The 21,037-nt window shown below is 67.3% G+C and carries 18 protein-coding genes; 1 reads left to right on the top strand and 17 read right to left on the bottom strand.

All coding sequences use genetic code 11. The features are described from left to right. The 12 genes from FPV16_RS14375 to FPV16_RS14320 form a co-directional block, all read right to left on the bottom strand. Entirely contained in the window at window positions 1–1,551 is a 1,551-nt protein-coding gene (locus FPV16_RS14375; protein WP_227439078.1) for a Do family serine endopeptidase, read from the bottom strand. A gap of 96 nt (window positions 1,552–1,647) precedes the next feature. After that, window positions 1,648–2,370 carry a DUF2459 domain-containing protein gene (locus tag FPV16_RS14370; protein ID WP_227439077.1) on the bottom strand — a complete coding sequence of 241 codons (723 nt, stop codon included), beginning with the start codon at window positions 2,368–2,370 and terminating at the stop codon, window positions 1,648–1,650. Further along, a complete protein-coding gene (locus FPV16_RS14365) occupies window positions 2,367–5,102 on the bottom strand; it encodes a valine--tRNA ligase (RefSeq protein WP_227439076.1) in 2,736 nt (911 codons plus the stop codon). The genes FPV16_RS14370 and FPV16_RS14365 overlap by 4 nt, the downstream gene beginning before the upstream one ends. Before the next feature lie 97 nt (window positions 5,103–5,199). Beyond that, the gene (locus FPV16_RS14360) at window positions 5,200–5,754 is read right to left on the bottom strand and encodes a PopZ family protein (protein ID WP_227439092.1); all 555 of its coding nucleotides are present in this window, start codon (window positions 5,752–5,754) and stop codon (window positions 5,200–5,202) included. A 286-nt stretch (window positions 5,755–6,040) separates the two neighbouring features. After that, window positions 6,041–7,435, bottom strand: a complete 1,395-nt coding sequence (locus FPV16_RS14355; protein WP_227439075.1) for a TolC family outer membrane protein — start codon at window positions 7,433–7,435, stop codon at window positions 6,041–6,043. Between the two features lie 290 nt (window positions 7,436–7,725). Then, entirely contained in the window at window positions 7,726–8,388 is a 663-nt protein-coding gene (locus tag FPV16_RS14350) for a protein-L-isoaspartate O-methyltransferase family protein (protein WP_227439074.1), read from the bottom strand. 191 nt (window positions 8,389–8,579) lie between these two features. Continuing rightward, window positions 8,580–9,380: a fructosamine kinase family protein gene (locus FPV16_RS14345; protein WP_227439073.1), complete on the bottom strand. Its 801-nt coding sequence runs from the start codon at window positions 9,378–9,380 to the stop codon at window positions 8,580–8,582. After that, the gene (locus FPV16_RS14340; protein ID WP_227439072.1) at window positions 9,377–9,844 is read right to left on the bottom strand and encodes a low molecular weight protein-tyrosine-phosphatase; all 468 of its coding nucleotides are present in this window, start codon (window positions 9,842–9,844) and stop codon (window positions 9,377–9,379) included. Before FPV16_RS14340 ends, FPV16_RS14345 begins: the two co-directional genes overlap by 4 nt. Window positions 9,845–9,919: 75 nt before the next feature. Further along, the gene (locus FPV16_RS14335; RefSeq protein WP_227439071.1) at window positions 9,920–11,263 is read right to left on the bottom strand and encodes an NTP/NDP exchange transporter; all 1,344 of its coding nucleotides are present in this window, start codon (window positions 11,261–11,263) and stop codon (window positions 9,920–9,922) included. Between the two features lie 26 nt (window positions 11,264–11,289). After that, a complete protein-coding gene (locus FPV16_RS14330) occupies window positions 11,290–12,039 on the bottom strand; it encodes an NADPH-dependent F420 reductase (RefSeq protein WP_227439070.1) in 750 nt (249 codons plus the stop codon). Next, window positions 12,023–12,952 (bottom strand): aldo/keto reductase, encoded by a 930-nt coding sequence (locus FPV16_RS14325; protein ID WP_227439069.1) that lies wholly within the window; start codon window positions 12,950–12,952, stop codon window positions 12,023–12,025. Before FPV16_RS14325 ends, FPV16_RS14330 begins: the two co-directional genes overlap by 17 nt. 67 nt (window positions 12,953–13,019) lie before the next feature. Next, window positions 13,020–13,307, bottom strand: a complete 288-nt coding sequence (locus FPV16_RS14320; RefSeq protein ID WP_048448772.1) for an MTH1187 family thiamine-binding protein — start codon at window positions 13,305–13,307, stop codon at window positions 13,020–13,022. Window positions 13,308–13,462: 155 nt separating this feature from the next. Between FPV16_RS14320 and FPV16_RS14315 the strand changes: the two genes are divergently transcribed. Beyond that, the gene (locus tag FPV16_RS14315; protein ID WP_227439068.1) at window positions 13,463–13,867 is read left to right on the top strand and encodes a hypothetical protein; all 405 of its coding nucleotides are present in this window, start codon (window positions 13,463–13,465) and stop codon (window positions 13,865–13,867) included. Between the two features lie 147 nt (window positions 13,868–14,014). On the opposite strand, the gene FPV16_RS14310 is transcribed toward FPV16_RS14315, so the two are convergent. The 5 genes from FPV16_RS14310 to FPV16_RS26100 all read right to left on the bottom strand — a co-directional run bounded on the left by FPV16_RS14310 (window position 14,015) and on the right by FPV16_RS26100 (window position 20,758). After that, entirely contained in the window at window positions 14,015–14,479 is a 465-nt protein-coding gene (locus tag FPV16_RS14310; protein ID WP_227439067.1) for a hypothetical protein, read from the bottom strand. A 102-nt stretch (window positions 14,480–14,581) separates the two neighbouring features. Beyond that, window positions 14,582–14,902 carry a hypothetical protein gene (locus FPV16_RS14305; RefSeq protein WP_227439066.1) on the bottom strand — a complete coding sequence of 107 codons (321 nt, stop codon included), beginning with the start codon at window positions 14,900–14,902 and terminating at the stop codon, window positions 14,582–14,584. 510 nt (window positions 14,903–15,412) lie between these two features. Further along, window positions 15,413–15,865 (bottom strand): tellurite resistance TerB family protein, encoded by a 453-nt coding sequence (locus FPV16_RS14300; RefSeq protein ID WP_227439065.1) that lies wholly within the window; start codon window positions 15,863–15,865, stop codon window positions 15,413–15,415. A gap of 766 nt (window positions 15,866–16,631) precedes the next feature. Then, window positions 16,632–17,015, bottom strand: a complete 384-nt coding sequence (locus tag FPV16_RS14295; protein ID WP_227439064.1) for a flagellar biosynthesis repressor FlbT — start codon at window positions 17,013–17,015, stop codon at window positions 16,632–16,634. A 92-nt stretch (window positions 17,016–17,107) separates the two neighbouring features. After that, entirely contained in the window at window positions 17,108–20,758 is a 3,651-nt protein-coding gene (locus tag FPV16_RS26100) for a flagellin (RefSeq protein WP_264483854.1), read from the bottom strand. Window positions 20,759–21,037 lie beyond the last annotated feature (279 nt).

Genomic DNA, 21,037 nt, shown 5'->3' with positions numbered 1-21,037 from the left:
TCAGCCGGCCTTGTTCAGGGCTACGGCGACGAAGCGGGTCACGCCCTTGGTGCTCTTGACCCGCATCAGCACTGCCTTGCGGCCGCTGGCCTCGGCCGCCTTGATGCGCTCGGCGATCTCCGAGGGCTTCGAGACGCTGGAGCCGGCCACATCGAGGATGATGTCGCCCTGCTCGATGCCCTTGGCGGCAGCAGGGCCGTCGGGATCGACATCCATCACCGCAACGCCCTCGTCTCCGGCACCGACCTGCGAGGCCGGGGCGAGGCTGAGGCCGAGGCGCGGCTGGCCGTCGCTCGTCGCGCTGCTGCGGTTGTCGTTGCCCGCCTTCGGATCGTTCGGCAGGGCGCCGAGTTCCACCGTGGCGGTGTCGGACTTGCCGCCGCGCAGATAGGCGAGTTCCACCTTGGCGCCGGGCTTCAGGCCGGCGATGCGGCGGGACAATTCGCGGGCATCGTTCACCGACGCGCCGTTGACCGATTCGATCACGTCGCCGGATTTGAGGCCGGCCTTGGCCGCCGGGGTGCCGGGTTCGGCGTGGTCCACGAGGGCGCCCTTGGCCTTGTCGAGGCCGAGGCCGTCGGCGATGTCCTTCGTCACCGGCTGGACCTGCACGCCGAGATAGCCGCGCGCCACCTTGCCGTCGGCCCGGAGCTGGTCGACCACCGCCTGCACGGTCTCGGCGGGAATCGCGAAGGCCAGGCCCACGCTGCCGCCGGAGGGCGACGCGATGGCGGTGTTCACGCCCACCACTTCGCCGCCGACATTGAAGGTCGGGCCGCCGGAATTGCCCTTGTTGATGGGCGCGTCGATCTGCAGGAAGTCGTCATAGGGGCCGGCGCCGATGTCGCGGCCACGGGCCGAGACGATGCCGGCGGTGACCGTGCCGCCGAGGCCGAACGGGTTGCCGATGGCCACCACCCAATCGCCGACGCGGGGCGCGGTCTTGCCCAGCGAGACGTAGGGGAAGGGGCCGCCCTCGGTGATCTTGAGCAGCGCGAGGTCGGTCTTCGGGTCCTTGCCGATGACCTTGGCGTCGAGGGTGCGGTTGTCGTCCAGGGTCACCTGCACGGTCTTGGCCTTGTCGACCACGTGGTTGTTGGTGACGACGTAGCCGTCGGCCGAGATGATGAAGCCCGAGCCCATGGCGCCGCGCTGGCCCTGACGCTTGGGCGAGGGGCCGCCGAAGCCCTGGCCTTGCCCTGGACCACCCTGGCCCGGACCACCCTGACCGAAGCGCTTGAAGAACTCGCGCAGCTGCGGCGGAACCTGCTGGCTCTGGCCCTGCCCGGGGCCGTCATCGTCGTCCATGCCGGCGCTGTCGTCGAGCTTTACCTTCACCGCGACGACGCCGGGCTTCACCTTGTCGACCACGCTGGCGAAGGAGCCGGGCGGATGGTCCGGCACGTCGATGGGGTTCTTCGACAGGGCCTGGGCATAGGCCGGGGTGGAGGGCTGGGTCAGGCCGATGCCCGCGGCTCCCGTCGCCGCGATGGCGATGGCGGCGACGGAGGCGAGGGCGTTACGGCGCAGGCGGGAGGTGGACGAGATCATGGACTGGGCTCTCCGGAAAGGTCGTGTCCCCGCCGTGGAGCGGGGCCATGACCCTCCGTGTAGAGACCTCAGCCTGACCCGCCCGTGTCGCCGAGATTACGGTTTGGACAGGTTCGGCGAAGGCAGGGGCTGCACCCCCGCGCGCCACTTCAGATCCAGCAACAACCCCGCCGGGTGCGTGTCGAGCACCGGCGTGACCGGCAGGCCGGCGGCGTTGAGGAGGCGGGCGGCCCAGTGGTTGCAGACGTTGGCGGCGCTGAAGCGGCCGTGCCCTTCGTAGAACAGGCTCGGGCCGTAGAGGCCGGGGCCGCCCTCGACGGGGGCGTTGTCGGCGAGGCGGAAGCTCGCGTCGAGGCGGGCCAGCAGCCGGGCGAGGCCGGCCTTCGAGACCTGGATGGGGACGATATCCGAATGCGGAAAGCTCGTGCGGGTGTCGTCTTCGAGGCCCACCACCTGGACGACGCCGTCGCGGCCGCCGGGGGTGAACAGGGCTTCGAGGGCGAGGCGCAGGTCGAACTGCGCCAGGGTCGGCGTCGCCCGGTAGAAGCGGGCCTCGCCCCAGCCGAACTCGATCCCCGGATAGGCCCGAAAGCGGGTGGCGATGTGGCGGAGCGCCGTGCCGGCGCCCTGCCCGGTGAGGGCCTCGCGCGGGATCACGAGGCCCGAATGCCAGCCGTGGCTGACGAGTTCGATTTTTTCTGAGTCGTCGTCAGGAGCGGGATAGAGCGCGGGGTCGCCGGGCCTCGCCGTGACGATCGCGGCGAGGACGAGGAGGGCCAACAGGCCGGCGAGGCCCTGGCCCAGCCGGCGCAGGATCACGCGTCGGACAACCGCGCCAGCGCTTCCCGGATCTTCTCCAGCCGTGCGGCTTCCGCGTCGCGACGCTCGCGCTGCTCGTCCACCACCTCGTCCGGGGCGCGGGCGAGGAAATCGGCATTGCCGAGCTTGGCTTCGATCTTGCCGATCTCGGAGGCCGCCTTCACCGCCTCCTTGTTCAGGCGGGCGACCTCGGCCTTGAGATCGACGATGCCCTCCAGGGGAAGCGCCGCCACCGAGCCGCGCACCAGCAACTGGACCGCGTTCTTCGGCGCGGATTCGGCAAAGGAGATGTCCGACAGGCGGGCGAGGCGCAGGAGCGTGTCCTGCCACTGCGTCGCCCGCGCCCGCAGGGCCGGGTCGGCACCGACGATGACCAGGGGAATCTGGGCGCCGGCCGGCACGCTGGTCTCCGAACGGGCAGAGCGGATCTCGGAGACGAGGTCCACCACCCAGCCGATCTCGGACTCCGCGTCCGGATCAGCCAGACCCGACAGGTCGGGCCAGGGCGCCAGCGTCAGGAGCCCACGCTCGGCGATGCCCTCGCCCTTGATCGCCCAGAGTTCCTCGGTGAGGAACGGCATGAACGGGTGCAGCAGCTTGGCGATCTGGTCGATCAGGAACGCCACCGTGGCCTGCGTCTCGGCCTTGAGTCCGGCATCGACGCCCTCGCCCTGAAGCACCGGCTTGGCCAGTTCGAGATACCAATCACAGAAGATATTCCAGACGAAGCGGTAGGCTGCCGCCGCCGCGTCGTTGAAGCGGTAGGCGTCGAGAGCCGCCGTCACCTCGGCCACGGCGCGTGCGGCCTCGCCCAGCGCCCAGCGGTTCAGGGGCTCGGCGGCGTCTTCCGGGCGGTAATCGGTGCGGAGCACGCAGCCGTTCATCTCGGCGAAGCGCGAGGCGTTCCACAGCTTGGTCGCGAAGTTGCGGTAGCCCTCGACGCGGTTCACCGCGAGCTTGATGTCCCTGCCCTGCGCGGCCATGGCGGCCAGGGTGAAGCGCAGGGCGTCGGCACCATACTGGTCGATCAGCCCCAGCGGGTCGACGACGTTGCCTTTCGACTTCGACATCTTGGCACCCGAGGCGTCGCGCACCAGGGTGTGGAGATAGACCGTCGAGAACGGCACCCGGTCGGTGACATGGAGGCCGAGCATCATCATCCGGGCGACCCAGAAGAAGATGATGTCCTTGCCGGTGACCAGGGTGTCGGTCGGATAGTAGCGGTCGAGTTCCGGCGTCGCGTCGGGCCAGCCGAGTGTCGAGAACGGCCACAGGGCGGAGGAGAACCACGTGTCGAGGACGTCCTCATCGCGGCGCAGCGCGACGGTGCGACCGTGCTTCGCATCGGCCTGGGCTTGAGCCTCCGCCTCGCTCGACGCGACGAAGATGCCGCCCTCGTCATCGTACCAGACCGGGATCTGGTGGCCCCACCAGAGCTGGCGCGAGATGCACCACGGCTCGATGTTCTCCAGCCACTGGAAGAAGGTCCGCTCGTAATTCTCCGGAACGAACCGGGTCTGCCCGTCGCGCACCGCCTTGAGGGCGCGCTCGGCCAGAGGCTTCACGTTCACGTACCATTGGTCCGTGAGGTAGGGCTCGATGACCACGTTCGAGCGGTCGCCATGCGGCACCGCATGGGTGTTGGGCTCGGTGAGCCGCAGCCGCTCGCGCGCCTCCATCAGGGCGACGACACGCCTCCTCGCCTCGAACCGGTCGAGGCCATGCAGAGCCAGGGCCTCCGGCTCCGGGTTCGAGTCCTTCAGGAAAGCCGCGTTCCCGTCGAGGGTTATGCGCGCTTCCGGATCCAGGATGTTAATCGGCGTGCAGCCGGCCCGCTTGCCCACCTCGAAATCGTTGAAGTCGTGCGCGGGGGTAATCTTGACCGCGCCAGTGCCCTTCTCCGGGTCCGAATAGGTGTCGGCGACGATGGGGATAAGGCGGCCGACCAGCGGCAGGCGCACGTGCTTGCCGACGAGATGGGTGTAGCGCTCGTCGTCCGGATGGACCGCCACCGCCGTGTCGCCGAGCATGGTCTCGGGCCGGGTGGTGGCCACCGTGATGACCTCGCCGGTCTCGGCGCCGGCCTCGTCGACGATCGGATAGTCGAAGTGCCAGAGATGGCCCTTCACCTCGACCTGCAGCACTTCGAGATCGGAGATTGCGGTCTGGAACTTCGGGTCCCAGTTCACCAGGCGCTTGTCGCGGTAGATTTTCTTGTCGTTGTAGAGATCGACGAACGTTTTGGTCACGGCCCGGACCATCTGGTCGTCCGGCGCGCCGGACATACCCATGGTGAAGCGCTCGCGCGACCAGTCGCAGGAGGCGCCCAGGCGCTTCAGCTGGTTGACGATGGCCCCGCCGGACTCGGCCTTCCAGGCCCAGACCTTCTCCACGAAGGCCTCGCGGCCGAGCTCGCGCCGGCCCGGCTCCTTCGCCTCGGCGAGGCGGCGCTCCACCACCATCTGGGTGGCGATGCCGGCGTGGTCCGTGCCCGGCTGCCACAGCACGTCGCGTCCGCGCATGCGCTCGAACCGGCAGAGGATGTCCTGCAGGGTGTTGTTGAGGGCGTGGCCCATGTGAAGGCTGCCGGTGACGTTCGGCGGCGGGATCACCATGGTGAAGGGCCGGGCGTCCGTGCGCTCGGGCCGGCCGGCCTTGAATGCGTCACCCGCCTCCCAGGCGGACGCGATGCGCGCCTCGACGGCGGCGGGATCGAAGGTCTTGTCCATCATGGGCTTGCGTCGGGCCAGTTCGTGCGGGGCGGGTGTCAGCCCGCGTGCTGGCCCGCTTTCACCCCGTCACGCCCCCCGCGTCAACATCGCAGGGCGGTCAGCGGCCCCGCGCCACGCGCTCGATCTCGGCGCGGACGAGGCGTTCGACCATGCCCGGCAGGTTGTCGTCGAGCCAGGATTGCAGCATCGGCCGAAGCATGTCCTGCACCATGTCCTCGATGGTCCGGGCATTCTGGCTCACCCTCGTACCGGCGAGAAGCTGGAACGCATGGCCGACGCTGGCATCGGTGATATCGGAAACGAGGCGCTGCTTCAGGCTCTCGCGCGGAGCCTCCACCGGTTCCGGGCGCGGGGCGGCGCGGGGCGGCTCGGGCTGGCGCACCACCGGTGGCGGCGGCAGGGGCGCCGGTTCGGGCTCGTCGTCGTCGAAGGAAATCGAGTCGAAGTCGATCTGGCCGCTCTCGGCGAAGTCGATCTCCGGTTCCTCGATGGGAGCGGGCTGGGGCTTGCGCGGCTGTGCGACCTCGGCGAGGTCGAGCACGTCGTCGTTCTCCGGCTGCGGCGGAGGGGAGCGCACCGGCGCGACCACCTCCGCCTTGGCGTTCTGGTCGTCGGCGATGATCCGGCGAATGGACGCCAGGATCTCCTCCATGGAGGGTTCCGGGGCCTTGTCCGGCGCCTTGGGGCTCGCTGCACTCATCCGGACGACGCTCGGGTCACATGGTTAAAGAAGTATTTCGATCACTCTGAGTATTTCACCACGGGTACCGGAAACAAGCACCGGTCGGTCGCAAGGCACAGGATAACACCGGTGCCTCGCGGGTTCCTTGCGCCTCCCCAGAGCTGAGCCCCACCACGTTGGGTCGGGCGCAGCTCTGGACCTCTGTTATGCCGCGCTCTTTTTTGCCGAACCGGCATCCACTTCGGCGCAGAGCGCTCTAGCGCCCGTCGGGTGTGCGCACGCCGTACCAGAGGTCTTTGACCTGGTCGAAATGCTCTTTCGGGCTGTAGGCCACCACCGGGATCGACGTGAAGCGCACGGTCAGGCGGCCCACGGTCTGGACCACGCCATAGGAGTTCACCACCCGGTCGCGCTGGGCGAGAATCAGGTTCACGCGCGAGTTCAGGAGTTCCTGCTGGGCGTTCAGGACGTCGAGGGTGGTGCGCTGCCCGACGCGGGCTTCCTCGCGCACGCCGTTCAGCGCCACTTCGTTGGCCTGAACCTGGGCCTGCGATGCGATGACCTGCGCCTTGGCCGCTTCCAGCCGGCCCCAGGCGGTGACGATGGCCGAACGGACCTGGTCGCGGATGTCCTCGACGTTGATGCGAGCCTGGCCGACCAGTTCCTTGGCCTGGCGGATCTGCGAATAGGTCTGGCCGCCCTCGTAGAGCGGAACCGAGATACGGCCGACGATGGAGGCGGTCACGCCGTTGTCGCCCGGGAACTGGGTATCGTAGCGTTGCTGGACGCTGCCCTGCAGGGCGGCGCTCGGAGCGAGCGCGCCTTCGAAGATCTTCACCTGCGCCTCGGCCACGTCCACCGCGTGCATCGAGGACAGGATCTGCGGGTGTTCCTTCAGGCCGATGGAGATGGCGTTGTCGAGGTTCGGCGGTACGAAGCGATCGAGGGGGCGTCCCGGCGCGAGCTGGCGCGGCTCGACGCCGATGATGCGCCGATAGGTGCCGATGCTGGCGCGCAGGTTGGCCTCCGCGCCGCTCACGTCGGAGCGCGCACCGGCGAGGCGGGCCTCGGCCTGGGCCACGTCGGTCCGGGTGACCTCGCCGACGTTGAAGCGGTCCCGGGTCTGGCGCAGCTGCTCTTCCAGCACCTCGACGTTGTTGCGGCGAAGCTCCAGAGTCGCCGTGTCACTCAGGACCGACATATAGATCTGGGCCGCGTTGAACAGGGTCGTCATCTCGGTGGAGCGCAGCGACTCGCGCGTCCCGAGCACGTCCGATTCGGCGCGGCGGGTCTGGTTGTCGGTCTGGAAGCCGTTGAAAAGGGTCTGGTTGATCGTCAGCCCGGCGCCGCCGGGCTTCGTCACCTGATTGAGGGAGATGCCGCTCACGCGGCCCTGACTCTGGGTGAGGCCGATATCGGCGTCGAGGCTCACGGTGGGACGGTAGCCGGCCTTGGCCTGCGCGACGTTCTCATCGGTGGCGCGCAGTCCCGCCCGCGACGCGTTCAGCGCCGGGTTGGCACCATAGGCACGGGCCAGCGCGCTATCCAGCGTCTCGGCCACGCCCGGAGAGGCGGCGGCGAGGGTCAGCGCGGCGAAGCCACCGAGCCGCAGCCGGAAGCTCTTCGCAGGTTTGCGTTGTCTCACGTCCATCTGCCCTTGCGGTTTCTCGATGAACCGGTCGGCTATTCATCACAGCCACGGCGCCTAGGGTGCCATCCGGATTGCCCGCCTCACAGGTCAGTTTAGCGGAGGATGTGCGTCAGGGCATCGGCCGTGAAGGATGAGGGGCGATATTGATGGCGCAGTGCCGCATAAAAGCGACACCTGCCCTTGCCGCCCAGCAGGTTCGCATGGGCAAGCCAATGCCTCGCCTCGCTCAGGCCTTTGGCGCGTCGCAGGTTTCCGGACGCAAAACCGGTGACCGCTTCTACTGAACCTGCTCAGAAGGAAAAGCTGGATTCCGGGCTGAAGGCCGACAGGGCGGGCAGCGACGCATCGAAGAGCGGACGCGCACCGAACGCGTCCCCGGTCCGGATGAACAGGGTGGCCTTCGCGGCCTTGTCGCGACCCATCACGCAGGCGAGACGTCCACCGTCCTTCAGCTGGTCGAGCAGGGATTGGGGCCGCGTCTCGACACGGCCGTTGACGAGGATGGCGTCGAACGGCCCCGCCTTCGCCGCGCCCGCCTGCAGGGGGCCGCGCACGATCTCGATTCCGTCCGTTGCCGACAGGCGGCTCTCCGCCTCGGCGGCGAGGGCGTCGTCGGATTCGAGGGCGACCACCCGCACCCCGAGCTGCCGCATGATGGCGGCGGCGTAACCGTAGCCGGTGGCGACGTCGAGGGCGATCTGCCCCGGCGCGAGCTGCAGCGCCTGGATCATGCGGGCGAGAAGCATCGGCGCCGGAATGGCGCGATCCGTCGTCGCGTCCTGCCCGGTGATGCGTAGGGACTGGTCGATATAGGCGAAGTCCTCGCGACCTTGGGGGACGAAGCGCTCGCGCGGCACGGCCTCGAACGCGTCGAGGACCGGGATGTCGTTGACGTCGAAGGTCCGCAACTGACAATCCACCATGAGGCGTCGCGCCTGCGCGTAATCGAGCATGGGTCTCGTCTTCCCTCGCCGCATCGACCGCCGGCGCCCCTCCGCTCATCCGGACATTCGGAAGGAGCCGGACGCCAGCGCCGAAGCTTGCCGGGTTGTCGGGGATCGGCCCTCAAAACGCAAGGTTTCAGGCACGGTTCGTGTCGCGCGAAGAAAGCCGCGTTTCCGGTTCGATGGGACGTGCGTGGGTTTCAGCAACCGGTGGCGTCGAGCAGCGCCTCGACCATGGACCGGTAGCCCGATCCGAACAGGCGCAGATGCACCAGCGCCGGCCACAATTGATAGATCGCCCTGCGCTCGGCCAAGCCCCGTTCGGCCTCGCCATACGCCTCGCGGAATGCGGGGCCGGGGGCGCCGAACAGGAACAGCATCGCGAGGTCCACCTCGGCATGGCCGTGGTAGCAGGCGGGGTCGATGAGCCCGGAAACGCGGCCGCCGTCGGTGAGGATGTTACCGCTCCACAGGTCGCCATGAAGCAAGGCCGGGCGGGGGCGGGCCGGCAGGCGACCGGGGAGTGTGTCCGCCAGGGCCTCGATTCTGCGCCGGAGCGCGGCGTCGAGATGGGGAGCATGGCAGAGGAGGCGACGCTCGGCCCAGAAGCCGGGCCAATCCTCGCTTCCGCGATTGTCGATCCGCACCGTCCCGAAGGCGTAATCGCCATGCCAGCCGTAACGGTCGCCGGTCACGGCATGGAGTCGCGCCACCACGCGGCCGAGATCCGTATCCGCATTGCCGCCGCCGATCGGCAGGGGCTCGATCACGAGGGTCCGCGCATCGGCCGCGAACACCTCCGGTGCGGGGATCCCGGCGGCGCGGATGGCAAGGAGCATCCCGGCTTCCGCCGGCGGATCGGGGCCGTCCTTGACGATGGCCGCGCTGGCGTCATCGAGCACGATTCGCACGAGGCCGGAGAGGTTGCCGCCGCTCATGGGCTCGGTCCGGGCGAGCCGGCGCCCGAGCAGGGCCGCTCCACGCTCGGCCAGAGGCCTCATGCCTTGAGCGTGCGCACGAGATGGCGGGCGCCCAGGGTGACGTCCGCCCAGGTGGCGTCGAACCCCGCATCCGCGCCGTAATAGGGGTCGGCGACCGCCTCACCCCTCCGCCCCGGCACATGGTCGAGGAGAAGTGACAACGCGGCGCCGTCTCCTGAGCGAAGTCGCCTCAGCACGGCGAGATTGTCGCCGTCGAGGGCGACGATATGGCTGAAGCGATGGAAGTCGGCAGGCTCGACCTGACGGGCGCGGTAGCCGGAGATGTCGATGCCGTTGCGCCGGGCGACGGCCTGGGCGCGCCGATCGGGCGGTTCGCCCGCATGCCAGGCACCGGTTCCGGCCGAATCGGCCTCCGCCTCGAGGCCCGCCCGCTCGGCCTCAATGCGGAACGCGGCCTCCGCCAGGGGCGAACGACAGATGTTGCCCAGGCACACGAACAGGATGGCGGGTTTGTCTGCGGGCATGGAGGTTCCTCGAATGTCGGCGCCATGAGGTAGCGCAACCGTCCGGGCGCCCGATACCCGTCGGGACCATCCGCCTCACGGCACAGCGTTGGGGCCGCTCTCCCTCTCCATCGCAACCCGCCTCGCCTCCTGGCGGCGCCCGAGCCAAAGGCTGTTCAGGAGCCATGCCGCCGAGAGCGGCACCGCCGTGACGGCCACGGCCGTCGAACCGAGGCCGAGGGCCGCAATTCCCGCGAAGGACCACGCGCCGATCTGATCTCCGGTGCGGTAGACGACGGTGTCGAGGAAGTTCTTCGCCTTGTAGCGGTCCTCACGCGGCACCACCGTGAACAGCACCTCGCGGATCGGCCGGGCGATGGCGAAGTTGCCGGCCCGGCGGAAGACTTGGAATGCGACGATGGCCGTGATCGTGGGCGAGACGGCCAAGGCCGCGAATCCGAGTATGCTGGCCACCGGCAGGAGCGCCAAAGCAGGGCCGACCCCGATGCGGCGTACGATCCGCCCGGTGAGGAAGAATTGCACGCCGAGGGTGAGCAGGTTCACCAGCAGGTCGACGCTGGCGAAGAAGGCGGTCTGCGTCCCCCGATCGGGGAAGCTGCGCTTGGCGATGCCCGCCTGCTCGAAATACAGGAAGGTCGAGGTCACCGAGAACAGCAGCAGGAACAGTCCAATATTGAGCAGGTAGGGCGATTGGAACGTCCGCGTGATGCCCGCGAACGCACTGCCGCCGATGGCCTCCGACGGGGTGGCGTCGCCTGTGGCGGGAGCCCGGTTCAGGCGGTCGGACAGCCGCGCGAGGCCGCGCATGCTGAACACTGCCGCCTCCAGGAGCAGGGCCGCGCCGATGAGGAGCACCCAGGTCGGCACGTCGCGGGCGAGGATCGCCGTCGTCGCCGATCCAGCGATCGCCCCGAGGGTCGCGCCGGCGGCGATGAAGCCGAACAGGCGCTTGCCCTGCTCGGTGGAGAACACATCGACGATGGTGGCCCAGAACACCGAGACCACGAACAGGTTGAAGATCGAGAGCCAGATGAAGAAGGCGCGGCCGATCCAGATGTCGCCCTCAGGTCCGGCGAGATAGAGCGCCCCGGCGAACAGCACGATGTTGGCGGCGAAGAACCGGTAGGTCAGTGGCACGAACCGGGCGCGCGGCAGGGTCTTCACCAGCCAGGCGAAGGGGACGTTCAGGGCCAGCATGCCGACGAGAGTGCCGGTGAACAGCCAGGGCAGGTTCTCGATCCCGCTGGCGACTCCCATCTGGTCGCGGATCGGCCGCAGGACGTAATAGGCGGCCAGGATCGAGAAGATGTAGGCCCACGACCATGCGAGCGCGGGCACCTCTTCCGCCCGCACGTCGATGAGCCGCCGCAGCCAGGGCGGGACAGAGCCGCCGCTCCCGGCGGCAAGCGGGTTCGCCACGCTTGGCTCTTCCCTTGGCCCGTCGCTCAACGGGCGAGCCCAAAGCGCGCCCGCGATTCCTCAGCATTCAGGTCAAGGCCGAAGCCGGGCGAGCCCATGGCGAAGCTGTCCGCCTTGGCCAGTGGCCCGACCTCCACCGGCTCGAAGCCGGCATCCTTGACGAGTTGGGCCGCGATCGCGAGCGCCGCGGGATCGTCGCCGGCAAGGGGAATCGCCATGCGTCCGCCCTCGCGGTGCGCGTTCTTGGCAAAGACCTTGTAATTGGCCGCGTTGAAGGCCCGGACGACCTTCGCCCCGTTCAGGTACTTGGCCGAGACCGCCGCGATGCCGTGGGCCTGGACCTCGCCATAGACCTCTCCGTCACGGGCCTGCGTCGCGTTGCCGGCATCGATCACCACCTTGCCCTTGAGCGCGGCGGCATGGTCCTGCGCCAGTTGCGGATAGGCCTTGTAGGGCACCGCGATGAGCACGACGTCGCCGAAGGCGATGGCCTCGGCCGGGCTGCCCGCCTTCGCCTTGGGCCCGAGCCCCTCGACGAGGCCCTTCAGCTCTTCCGGGTGGCGCGAGGACAGCATTACCTCGTGGCCGGCCTTGGCCCAGAGGCCGCCGATGGTGCTGCCGATATGGCCGGCGCCGACGATGCCGATGCGCGCCGGTTGCGGTGCAGGCTGGGCCGAGGCGGGAATGCGTGATGCGAGCAGGCCCGAAGCGGCGACGAGGCACCCTCCGAGCACGAGGGTAGCACGGCGGTTGAGGGAATCAGAGCGCGTCGACATAGGCCTCCATTCGAGTTCGCTGGGCGGCATCGGGCAACCGACCGCGTGCCGCGCCGAGATTGTCCTCGACATAGGTTGCCTTGGCCATGCCGGGGATCGGGCAGGTGACGGCCTCGTGGGCAAGGACGTATTTCAGGAAGAATTGCGGCCAGCTCGCGCAGCCGAACTCCGTCGTCCAGGGCGGCAGGTCGCGTCCCTGCACGGCCTTGAACAGGCGGTCGCGCCCGAAGGGAACGTTCACCATCACCGCCATGCCGCGCTCTTTTGCCAGTGGCAGGACGCGCTCGGCGGCGCGGCGATCGTCGAGGGCGTAATTGACCTGGATGAAGTCCATCGTCTCGCGCCGCATCACCGCTTCGAGATCCGCGAACTGGCTGTCGCGCCAGACAGTGACGCCGATGTAGCGGATTTTCTTTTCGGCCTTCAGATCCCGCAGCGTGGCGAGGTTTGTCGCCGTGTCACTGAGGTTGTGGACCGCGACGAGATCGATCCTGTCCGTGGCCATGCGGCGGAAGGAGCGTGCGATCTCGGCCGCTCCGCCTTCGCGACCCGGCGCTCCGACCTTGCTGCACAGGAACACCTTTTCGCGCAGACCGTCCTGGGACAGGATCTGGCCGAGGACGTCCTCGGCGGTGCCGTAGCTCGGCGCCGTGTCGATGACCGAGCCGCCGAGCGCCACGAACCGCTGCACCGCCTCGCGCAAGGGCGCGATCTTTTCCGGGACCGGCTCGACCTCGTAGCGGCGTGAGGTGCCGATCCCCATGGCGGGGAGCGTCTCGCCGGAAGACGGGATGGTCCGGCGGATCAAACCGCCCTCCTCCGCACGGGCCGGGGACGCAGCGCGCTCCAGCAGGGGCATCATCATGGGAGCCAGACCGGTTCCGGCCAGGAAGGCGCGTCGGGACGGATGCATGCGGGCTCGGTCCTCATGCGGGGATCGGACAGCGTCAACGCTTAGGTCCGTGCATGGTGCCGAGGGATCAGGAAACGGCCGTCAGCTTGTCAGCCATGGACTGCTCCTTGTCCCGCCGCGACGAGAAAGCCATGGTGAAGAACACCCGCTGAACGCCGAGCTGGCTCAGCTTCTCCTCGCAGAGTTCGATGAGCCGGCAGATGTCGGCGAGTTCGCCCTCGATGTTGGTGCCGTTGGCATGCATCTCGGCGTTGAGGTGGCTGGCCTCGAGGATGGCCTTGATCTCTTTCACGTAGGAGGAGACGGAAGGGCCGACGCCCATGGGCACGATGCACAGATCCGCGACGACTTTCATGGACGTTCTCCTTGGGAATGTAGGCGAAACGGGCCGGCCGATCCCCGTGATCTTATAGGCTGCTCGCTGGCCTGCGTCGCCAGCGCCCGGGGGCCAATGGGAACGGCCGGGCGCCCGGTCCGTTGATACGCATACCTCACAGCAGGACATTTCGAATGCGCAAGCTCGCACTCCTATCGGCCGCGGCCGTCAGCCTTGGTGCCCTCCTGGTGGCAGCCCCTGCGGAAGCCCGTGGCTGGGGCCATGGCGGCGGATACGGTCATGGTGGCTTTGGCGGCCACGGCGGATACGGTCATCGCGGCGGTTATGGCCGCTACAGCGGCGGTTACGGTCGCTACGGCGGCGGATACGGCCGGGGTTACGGATACGGACGTCGCGGCATTGGTCCGGGCGCCGTCATTGGTCTCGGCGTTGCCGGATTGGCTACCGGAGCCATCGCGGCCGGGGCCTATAATGGTGGCTACGACGGCTACGGCTATGGCCACCCCGTCGGCTATTACGGCGGCTACGCCCCGGCGCCGGCCTATGGTTACGGCTACGGTGGTTACTACGGCTACTGAGCCGGCATGGGATGTCGGAAAGAAGGGGTCGCCGCGAGGCGGCCCTTTTTTGCGTCGGCTCTTCGCTGGCGCCCCCGCCGAATCGTCCAGGCTGGATGTCACGGCGCCTGATCGGTATCCCCGGATCCCCCACGCGATGCCGCGTCATCAGGGCGGCGCGAAGATCGTGATGTTGCCGTTGATCTGGTAGGCGGCCGTCGGCGGCGTATTCACGAAGCGCAGGCGGATGGGGCTCTCGCCCAGGATGGCGCCGAAGGACGGGGTCACCGTGATGGGAAAGCACCGGGACACGGCATCCCTCGCGGCCTCCTCATAGTGTTTCCGGGCTTCCTGATGGCCTTCGAGGCGGCGTGCCGTGATGAGAGGCGAGCCGCGCAGCTCACCCGTCTTGCTGATGCCGAACAGAAACGCGATCTGTGATCCTCTGGTATCCGGAGGGACCGACCAGCAGGAGGCGAGCATCGCGCGAAGGTCCGCCCAGTTGTTCACGGCGGCCGGCGGCGACGGAGACTGAGCGAAGACAGGAGCCGTCATCGTCATGGACAATCCGCCGAGCATCGCCACGGCGAGGTGGCGCCCGTTGACAAACCGGCGGATTGTTTCATGGCTCATGGGCGGCAGTCTAAGCAGCACCTCGGCCCCAGTGCAAAACAGCGCACGTTCTGCAACCCGCGACTGCGGGCTCGCCCTCTCGCGCGCTCGCCGGCCTCGGTGTCACCGCTTCTTCGAAAAGTGGAAGATGACAAAGCCCGCCAGGGCCGCGAGGCCCAGCGCGAGGGGTCGGTTGTCGTGGAAGGCGCCGATCGCGCGCGAGCCGGCATCGCGAAGGTCGTCGACAACGGGATTGCCCAGAAGGATGTTCTGGGCGCGATCCAGATTCTCCGCCTTCGTGCTGATGGACACTTGGAATTCGTCATCGTGGCGTTCGATGTCGACGCTGTTGCGGGCGAACCCGGCGCGAGCCAGCCGCTCCCTCGCCGAGCGGGCAGCCCGGAGAGAGGGGACGACGACCGAAGCTAAAGCACTGTCAGACATTCATGTTCTCCGATTTGGATGAACGAACATCTGTGACGGCGCATCAGTTCCTTGTCGGAGACAGGTATTCGGCCTGCCATCTCGCTCGACGTCTTCGAAGCATCCCCAAACCAGGGGGATGCTCAGCCTGTTGTCTTCAGCCGCCGCGGTTCGCGAAACCGTCCGTCAACGCCGCACAGGCGGCCGGACAGAGCCTCGGGCTGTTGCGTCAGGCCATCGTCCAAGTGAGGATCATAATCCCACTCAGAAAGATTCCATACGTGATCGCGATGGCCGCGATTTCACGGTGTTCGTTGACGATGTTGCGGGAAGCGAGGATCATGGCGATGACCGGCAGGGGTTCGATGCCGGCTCTATAGTCGAAGGATCTCTAACGTGGAGTCGTCATGAATGGTTAATGCGATTTTAACCATTTGGTGTCGCCCCCGGAGCACACCCGACCGACGCCAGAGCCGAATGGAGCCGGCGCGTCGAGCCGGAGCAACCGACGCACGCGGCGCGTTGGCCGGGTCACGACGGGGCGGACGGCCTCACCGGAGCCAACCGGAGTAGCGTCTCCTTGTCGACGGAAAGTGCTCCGGCGATCTCTTCGAGGGCTTGATGCTCCACGTCGCTGATCCCCTCATGGTCGGCGGCATCGGCGGCGATCAGAAACACCCCGTTCCGCTGTTCGAGGGATCGATCCGCGATGGCGGCCACGCGGCTCAGGTTGTCCGCCCGTCCGACGCGGGTCCGAGCCCGCGCGATCCCGTCGAACAGCTCTGCTTCCAGCATCAGCGTGTCGTAGCCCTTTTCGATGATCGGATTGGCGCGCATGGCCGCGAGGGCGACCTCGACCTCCCCTTCGTCCACTTCGCTGTCGGCCACGATCACGTTCGAGGCCGCCGACACGGCCGCCTGCATGAGCGTCTTGTCACCGACATAGGCGGTGACGTGTTCGAGAAGGTTCTGAAAGATGCCCATCACGGACTCCATGGAGCGGTCCGGCCGAGGGGCCGTAAAGCAGCAACGCTCGAGCCTGCCCATCGGCGTCGTATGCAAACTTCCTTCGTCGAACGCACGCGCTTTCTTCGGTCCGGCGGGTGCGCGGCGGACTTATGGCATCGCGGGGTTGTCCCACCGCGCGGCCCGGTCGACAGGGCGATGACGCCTGGAACTGTCAGGGTCGTGCCCTCGTTTGGATGAGGACGCCTGTGAAGAAGATCAGACGCCGGGGTGTTGTGTTCCAATGCTCTATCGTTATCAGAAAATAAGATCACGTATTCGAATTATACATCTAAGTTATCGATCAAATCGGCGGCAGCAAAAATTTGATGGAATGCCTTCACCCGATGGCGATGTATGCCGGAGCACATGAGGGATGACCTGGGATCGGCACACGAATAGGGCGTACGCTGCGGCCGTTGCTGTAGGCGGCCTCGTCGTGCTGATGATCCAAGAATCCCCAAACTGGAATGCGACCCTGATCGGCATCGCGTGCCTCGTCGCCTTCGGCATCCTGTGGGTTCTTCCCGAGCGCAGGTCAATCGATGGGCGCCCCTCGCCAGCCAGGGGCGACATCGCATTGTGGAAGGTCGCGACGCCCCGCGAAGCAGGACCGACGGCGCGCGGGCTGCTTCTCGGGCCGCCGGGCCCCCTCGGTCTCATCGAACCGAGGCGTCAGCCGACGATCCTGGCCCATCGACGCCTTCCAAAGCCGCGCTCGTAAGAGAAAGAGCGCCCTGGTCGATCACGCGGCCTCGGCGAAGCTTCGCTCTGCGGCCACCAGGGCGCGGCCCAGCTTGATCGCTCCGTGGTAGCGGCGGTCCGCGATCGCGTCGTGGATTGCGAGAAGGTGGGGGGCGAGCGCCGGGCTCGCCCGCATGATCTCGGTGGCCTGGCGGGCGAAGAGGTCCTCGGCCTCGGCCGGGTCGTCGGCGAGGTAGAGCATCTGCAGGGTGACGCAGAGGACTTTCCCGGGAGTGTCGGCCTCGCTCTCCTTGATAACTTCGGATTCGCGCAGGAACTTGCAATGGGTCTCGATGAGGAAGTCGCTGCGCCGCGAACCGTTGCGGATGAGCGCGCCGTTGATGAGGAGACCCTCGTAGGGCTTGAGGTCGAGGCGCAGGGCCATGGTGGTGCATCCCTTCTGGAAACGGGCCTGGATCGATAGTCGGATAGCGCGGGGACCGGTCCTGATGGCCGGTCCCCGCGTGTGGCGCGCCCTTAGCGGAGGAGCTGGAGAATGCCTTGCTGGGCCTGGTTGGCCAGCGAGAGCGCCGAGGTGGCGATGGAGTTGCGGGTCGACAGCGCCTGAGAGTTGGCGGCTTCCTCGTTGAGGTCCGCGTTCACGAGGTTGGCCGAGCCGGTGTCGAGGATGTTGATGAGGTTCTTCGAGAAGTCCTGACGGTTCTGCACCACTGAGAGGTTGGCACCGAAGGTCGAGGACTGGGTCCGCAGCTGGGTGGTGGCGGCGGTCAGCTTCTCGATGGCGGCGGTGATATCGGTGTCCGACTGGAACCCGCCATCGACGGCGTCGAGGCCGAGGCCGGCGGCATCGAACTTGACGCCCTTGATGTCCAGCGCCGAGGTGTTCTTCTCGTTGAAGGAGATGTGCAGGGTGTTGTCGGCGGCGCTGTTGCCGTTGCGGAACAGCAGGTTGACGCCGTTATAGCCGGAATCCTGAGCCTGCTGGGTGATCTGCTGCAGGATCTGGTTGTACTGCGTGGCGAGAGCCGAGCGCACCGAGCTGGTGCCCTTGCTGCCGCCCACATCCGTACCCGACTGCGTCTGCGAGGTCGCGCCGGATCCGGAGATGCCGAAGCCGATATCGACGCCCGTCGAACCGCCGGTCGTGACCTGGGCTGCCTGGATGGTCAGCTTCTGGTCGGAGCCGGAGGACTTCGTGGCGATGACGAGCTTGTTGTTGACGTAGCTCGCCTCGACCTTACCCGCGAGACCGGTATCGGCGTTGATCTGGTCGTTAATGGCCTTGGCGATGGCGGTCTGGTTGGTGGCGGCCGAGGAGTTGAGGTTCGCGCTGTTCAAGGTGATCAGCTTGAGCGGGCCGCTGCCGAGCTTCAGGGTGAAGGACGCGTCCTTCGTGCCGCTGAAATCCTTGGTCGCGGTCTGCTCGGTGCCGACGATGGAGGCCTTGGACGAGCCGTCCGTCGCCTCGGTGCCGGAGGCGGTGACGCCGGCGGCGGCGGTGCCTCCGCCCGCGGCGGGGGTGCTGCTGGCGGTGGTGGTGGTGCCGAGGCCGAGGCCGGCGGTGTCGCTGGTCGCGGTCAGGGTCGGGGCGGCGGCGCCGGTCCCGACGGCGTTCGATTTCACCTGAAGCTTGTCGCCCACGAAGGAGACGGTGGCCTTGATGCCGCCCTGGTCGAGCTGGACCTGGATGGCTTCGGCGACCTTGGCCTGCGTTGCCGATTCTCCGATGGCGTTGCCATCCTTGTCGAGGCTGGTCGACGAGACCGTGATGGCCTTGGCGGGGGTGGCGGGGTTGGTGATGATGCCGTCATGGATGCTGAAGGCGCTCGACTTGCCGCCGGAGAGGTCGATGGCGCCGGCCGTGAGGCCGTTACTGGCCGTCTGCGGCAGGTTGGCGGCACCGGCGTCGCCGATACTCAAGCCGGCCACATCGGTGCCGGGGGTCAGGGTGACGGTGCCGCTGCTGCCGACGGCCTTCGAGGTGAATTCCAGCTTGTTGTTGTTGTAGGCGGCGGTGACGTTGACGCCGGCCGCGTCGAGCTGACGCTGGATCGCCTCGGCCACCCTCGCCTGCGATGTGCCGGTGGTGTCGAGTATGGCACCGCTCTTGTCGAGGCTCGTCGAACTGATCGATATGTTGGCAGTCGTCGTGCCGTCGCCGACCGAGAAGGTGTTTGCGGTCGCGCTCAGGGTGATGGACGCAGCTGCGTTGGCTCCGGCCGCCGTGATCTTGGCACCCGTGCTCGCGGCCGGCGTCGTCGCTGCGTTGGTGGCCGTCAGCGTGTTGGCGGTGCCGAGGCCGAGGCCGATCGTGTCGGAGGCGGCGGTGATCTGCGGCGCGGCGGTCGTATCGTTCGCCCCGACGAAGGTCAGCTTGTTGGAGCTGTCGATGAAGGCGGAGTATTTCGAGCCGCTGAGCTGGTTGTTGATGGCCTCGACCAGCGATTGCTGGTTCGGGTTGGTACCGATCGCGGTGCCGGATGCGTCGAGCTTGGCCGCATCGATGGTGATAGTCTTCGGCGTCGTGCCGTCGGTGACGGTGAACGTGGCGGATTTGCCACCCGTCAGGTCGGTATTGGCCGCGATCGTCCCGGCTACCGTCTTCGAGGGCGCGCTGAACAGGCCGATTTGATCGGTGAGGTTGTTGCCCTGGGTCGTGAGAACTGGGTCGCTTCCAGCGCCGACGGCCGCGTTCTCGAACTTCAGTGAACCGGCCGTGCCTCCGGACAAGGTCGCGACGATTCCCGATCCGGCGGCCGTGAGTTGTCGCTTGACTGCTTCGAGGATCTTATCGTCCGTGACACCCGTTGTTCCAAGAGCGACCCCATTCGCGTCGAGTGAGTCCTTGTTGATTGTGATATTGACGGTTTTGTTGGCGACTGCGTCGGTAAGCGAAAAAGTCGTGCTCTGACCAGCACCGAGGTTGGATGTGGCGGGGACCGTGGTAGTGGAAGCTACGGCACCCTTGACCGAGGCCGTGCCGACGGTCGTCGTCTGGGCCGCTACCGCGCCACTGGGTGTCGATGACGTGGAATTCACGGCCGCAGTGCCCGCGACCGGTGTGCTCGCGGTGAAGGTGCTGAAGCCGATGCCCGCAGCGCCGTTGCCGCCGGTGGTGTCGATGCCGCCGATCACGGAGATCTGTGCGTCGGGGCCGACATCGGCCGACTTGAACACGAGGCTGTTGGTGTTGGACAGTTCGACCGTCGCGGTCGAGCCGCTATCCTTGAGTTGCTTGTTGATGGCCTTCGCCACATCGGCCCGCGAGGCCGAGGTGCCCAGTGTGCCGCCGAGATCGTCGGTGGCCGAGTTCTTGTCGAGCTTGACCTGGACCGAGGTGTTGCCGTCGCTCACCACCAGGGAGGCGCTGCCGGTGGAGAAATCCGTGGCGACGGCCAGGGCGGCATTGGCGGTGACGGTGGCGGAGGTCGGCGTGGTGGTGGATTTGCCGTAGCCGATATCGATGGTGGAATTGGCCGAACCTGCGACGTTCAGGCTGGCGGCCGCGCCCGTGGTCGTGGTCGAGAAGGTGATGCGGCCGTCGGGGCTGGTGCCGGCCGAGACCTTGCCGGCCAGCGCGCTGTTGTTGGCGATCTGGCCGTTGATGGCGGTGAGGAGCTGGTCCGACGTGACCTTGGAGAGGTCGGTGCCGGACGAGGCCAGGGTGGTCGAATCGATGCGGATGGTCGACTTGGTGCCGCCCAGGGTGATCTCGAGGGAGGCGTCCTTGGTCGGGCCGGAGAAGTCGAAGGTGGTCTCGCCGGTGGCGCCGGTGGTGCCGAGGGAGGCCAGGGTCGAGGTGGCCGTCACCTTGGCGGCCTGCGCCGTCGCGCCGCCGGTGATGCCGCTGCTACCGCCGGTCTTGTCGGCCAGCGCCTGACTGGCCGTGGACTTGGCGGTCTCGAGGAGCTTGGTGATCGAGGTGATGCCCTGGCTCGCCGCCTGGATCGCCTGGACGCCGTTGGAGATGCCGTCGAGCAGCGAGCTGATGTCGCTGGAGCGCGCCGACAGGCTCTGCGCCGTGAAGAAGTTCGTCGGGTTGTCCAGCGCTGAGTTCACCTTCTTGCCGGTGGAGAGCCGGCTCTGGGTGGTCGAGAGCAGGCTCGCCGTATCCTGGAGCGAGAGCAGGTTCTGGCGCGTTGCGGCCGTGAGGGTGACGCTGGACATCGGGCGGATCCTGTTGATCGAGACATCGCCCTGTTGGCGACGCCCCAGACAGGGGGTGATCCACTTATCGAGATCTTAATCCGCATCTCAACTGTGTTTGTATTGAGGGGCGTTTCATCCCATCTGAGTGATGTTTTGTCTCAAAATGCTTTTATGTTACTTTATATCTCAAACATAGTCGTTTTTGTCTCATAGTCGAGCCCGCAGACGGGTCGTGCGGCTTGCCTTGGCCGCCGGCCCATTTCAGATGAGCTTGGCGGCAGGCCGGATTTCCATCGC

It is taken from the genome of Methylobacterium sp. W2 (genome assembly GCF_020662345.1).
GTDB lineage: Bacteria > Pseudomonadota > Alphaproteobacteria > Rhizobiales > Beijerinckiaceae > Methylobacterium.
This window is presented reverse-complemented; position numbering and strand designations above follow the sequence as displayed.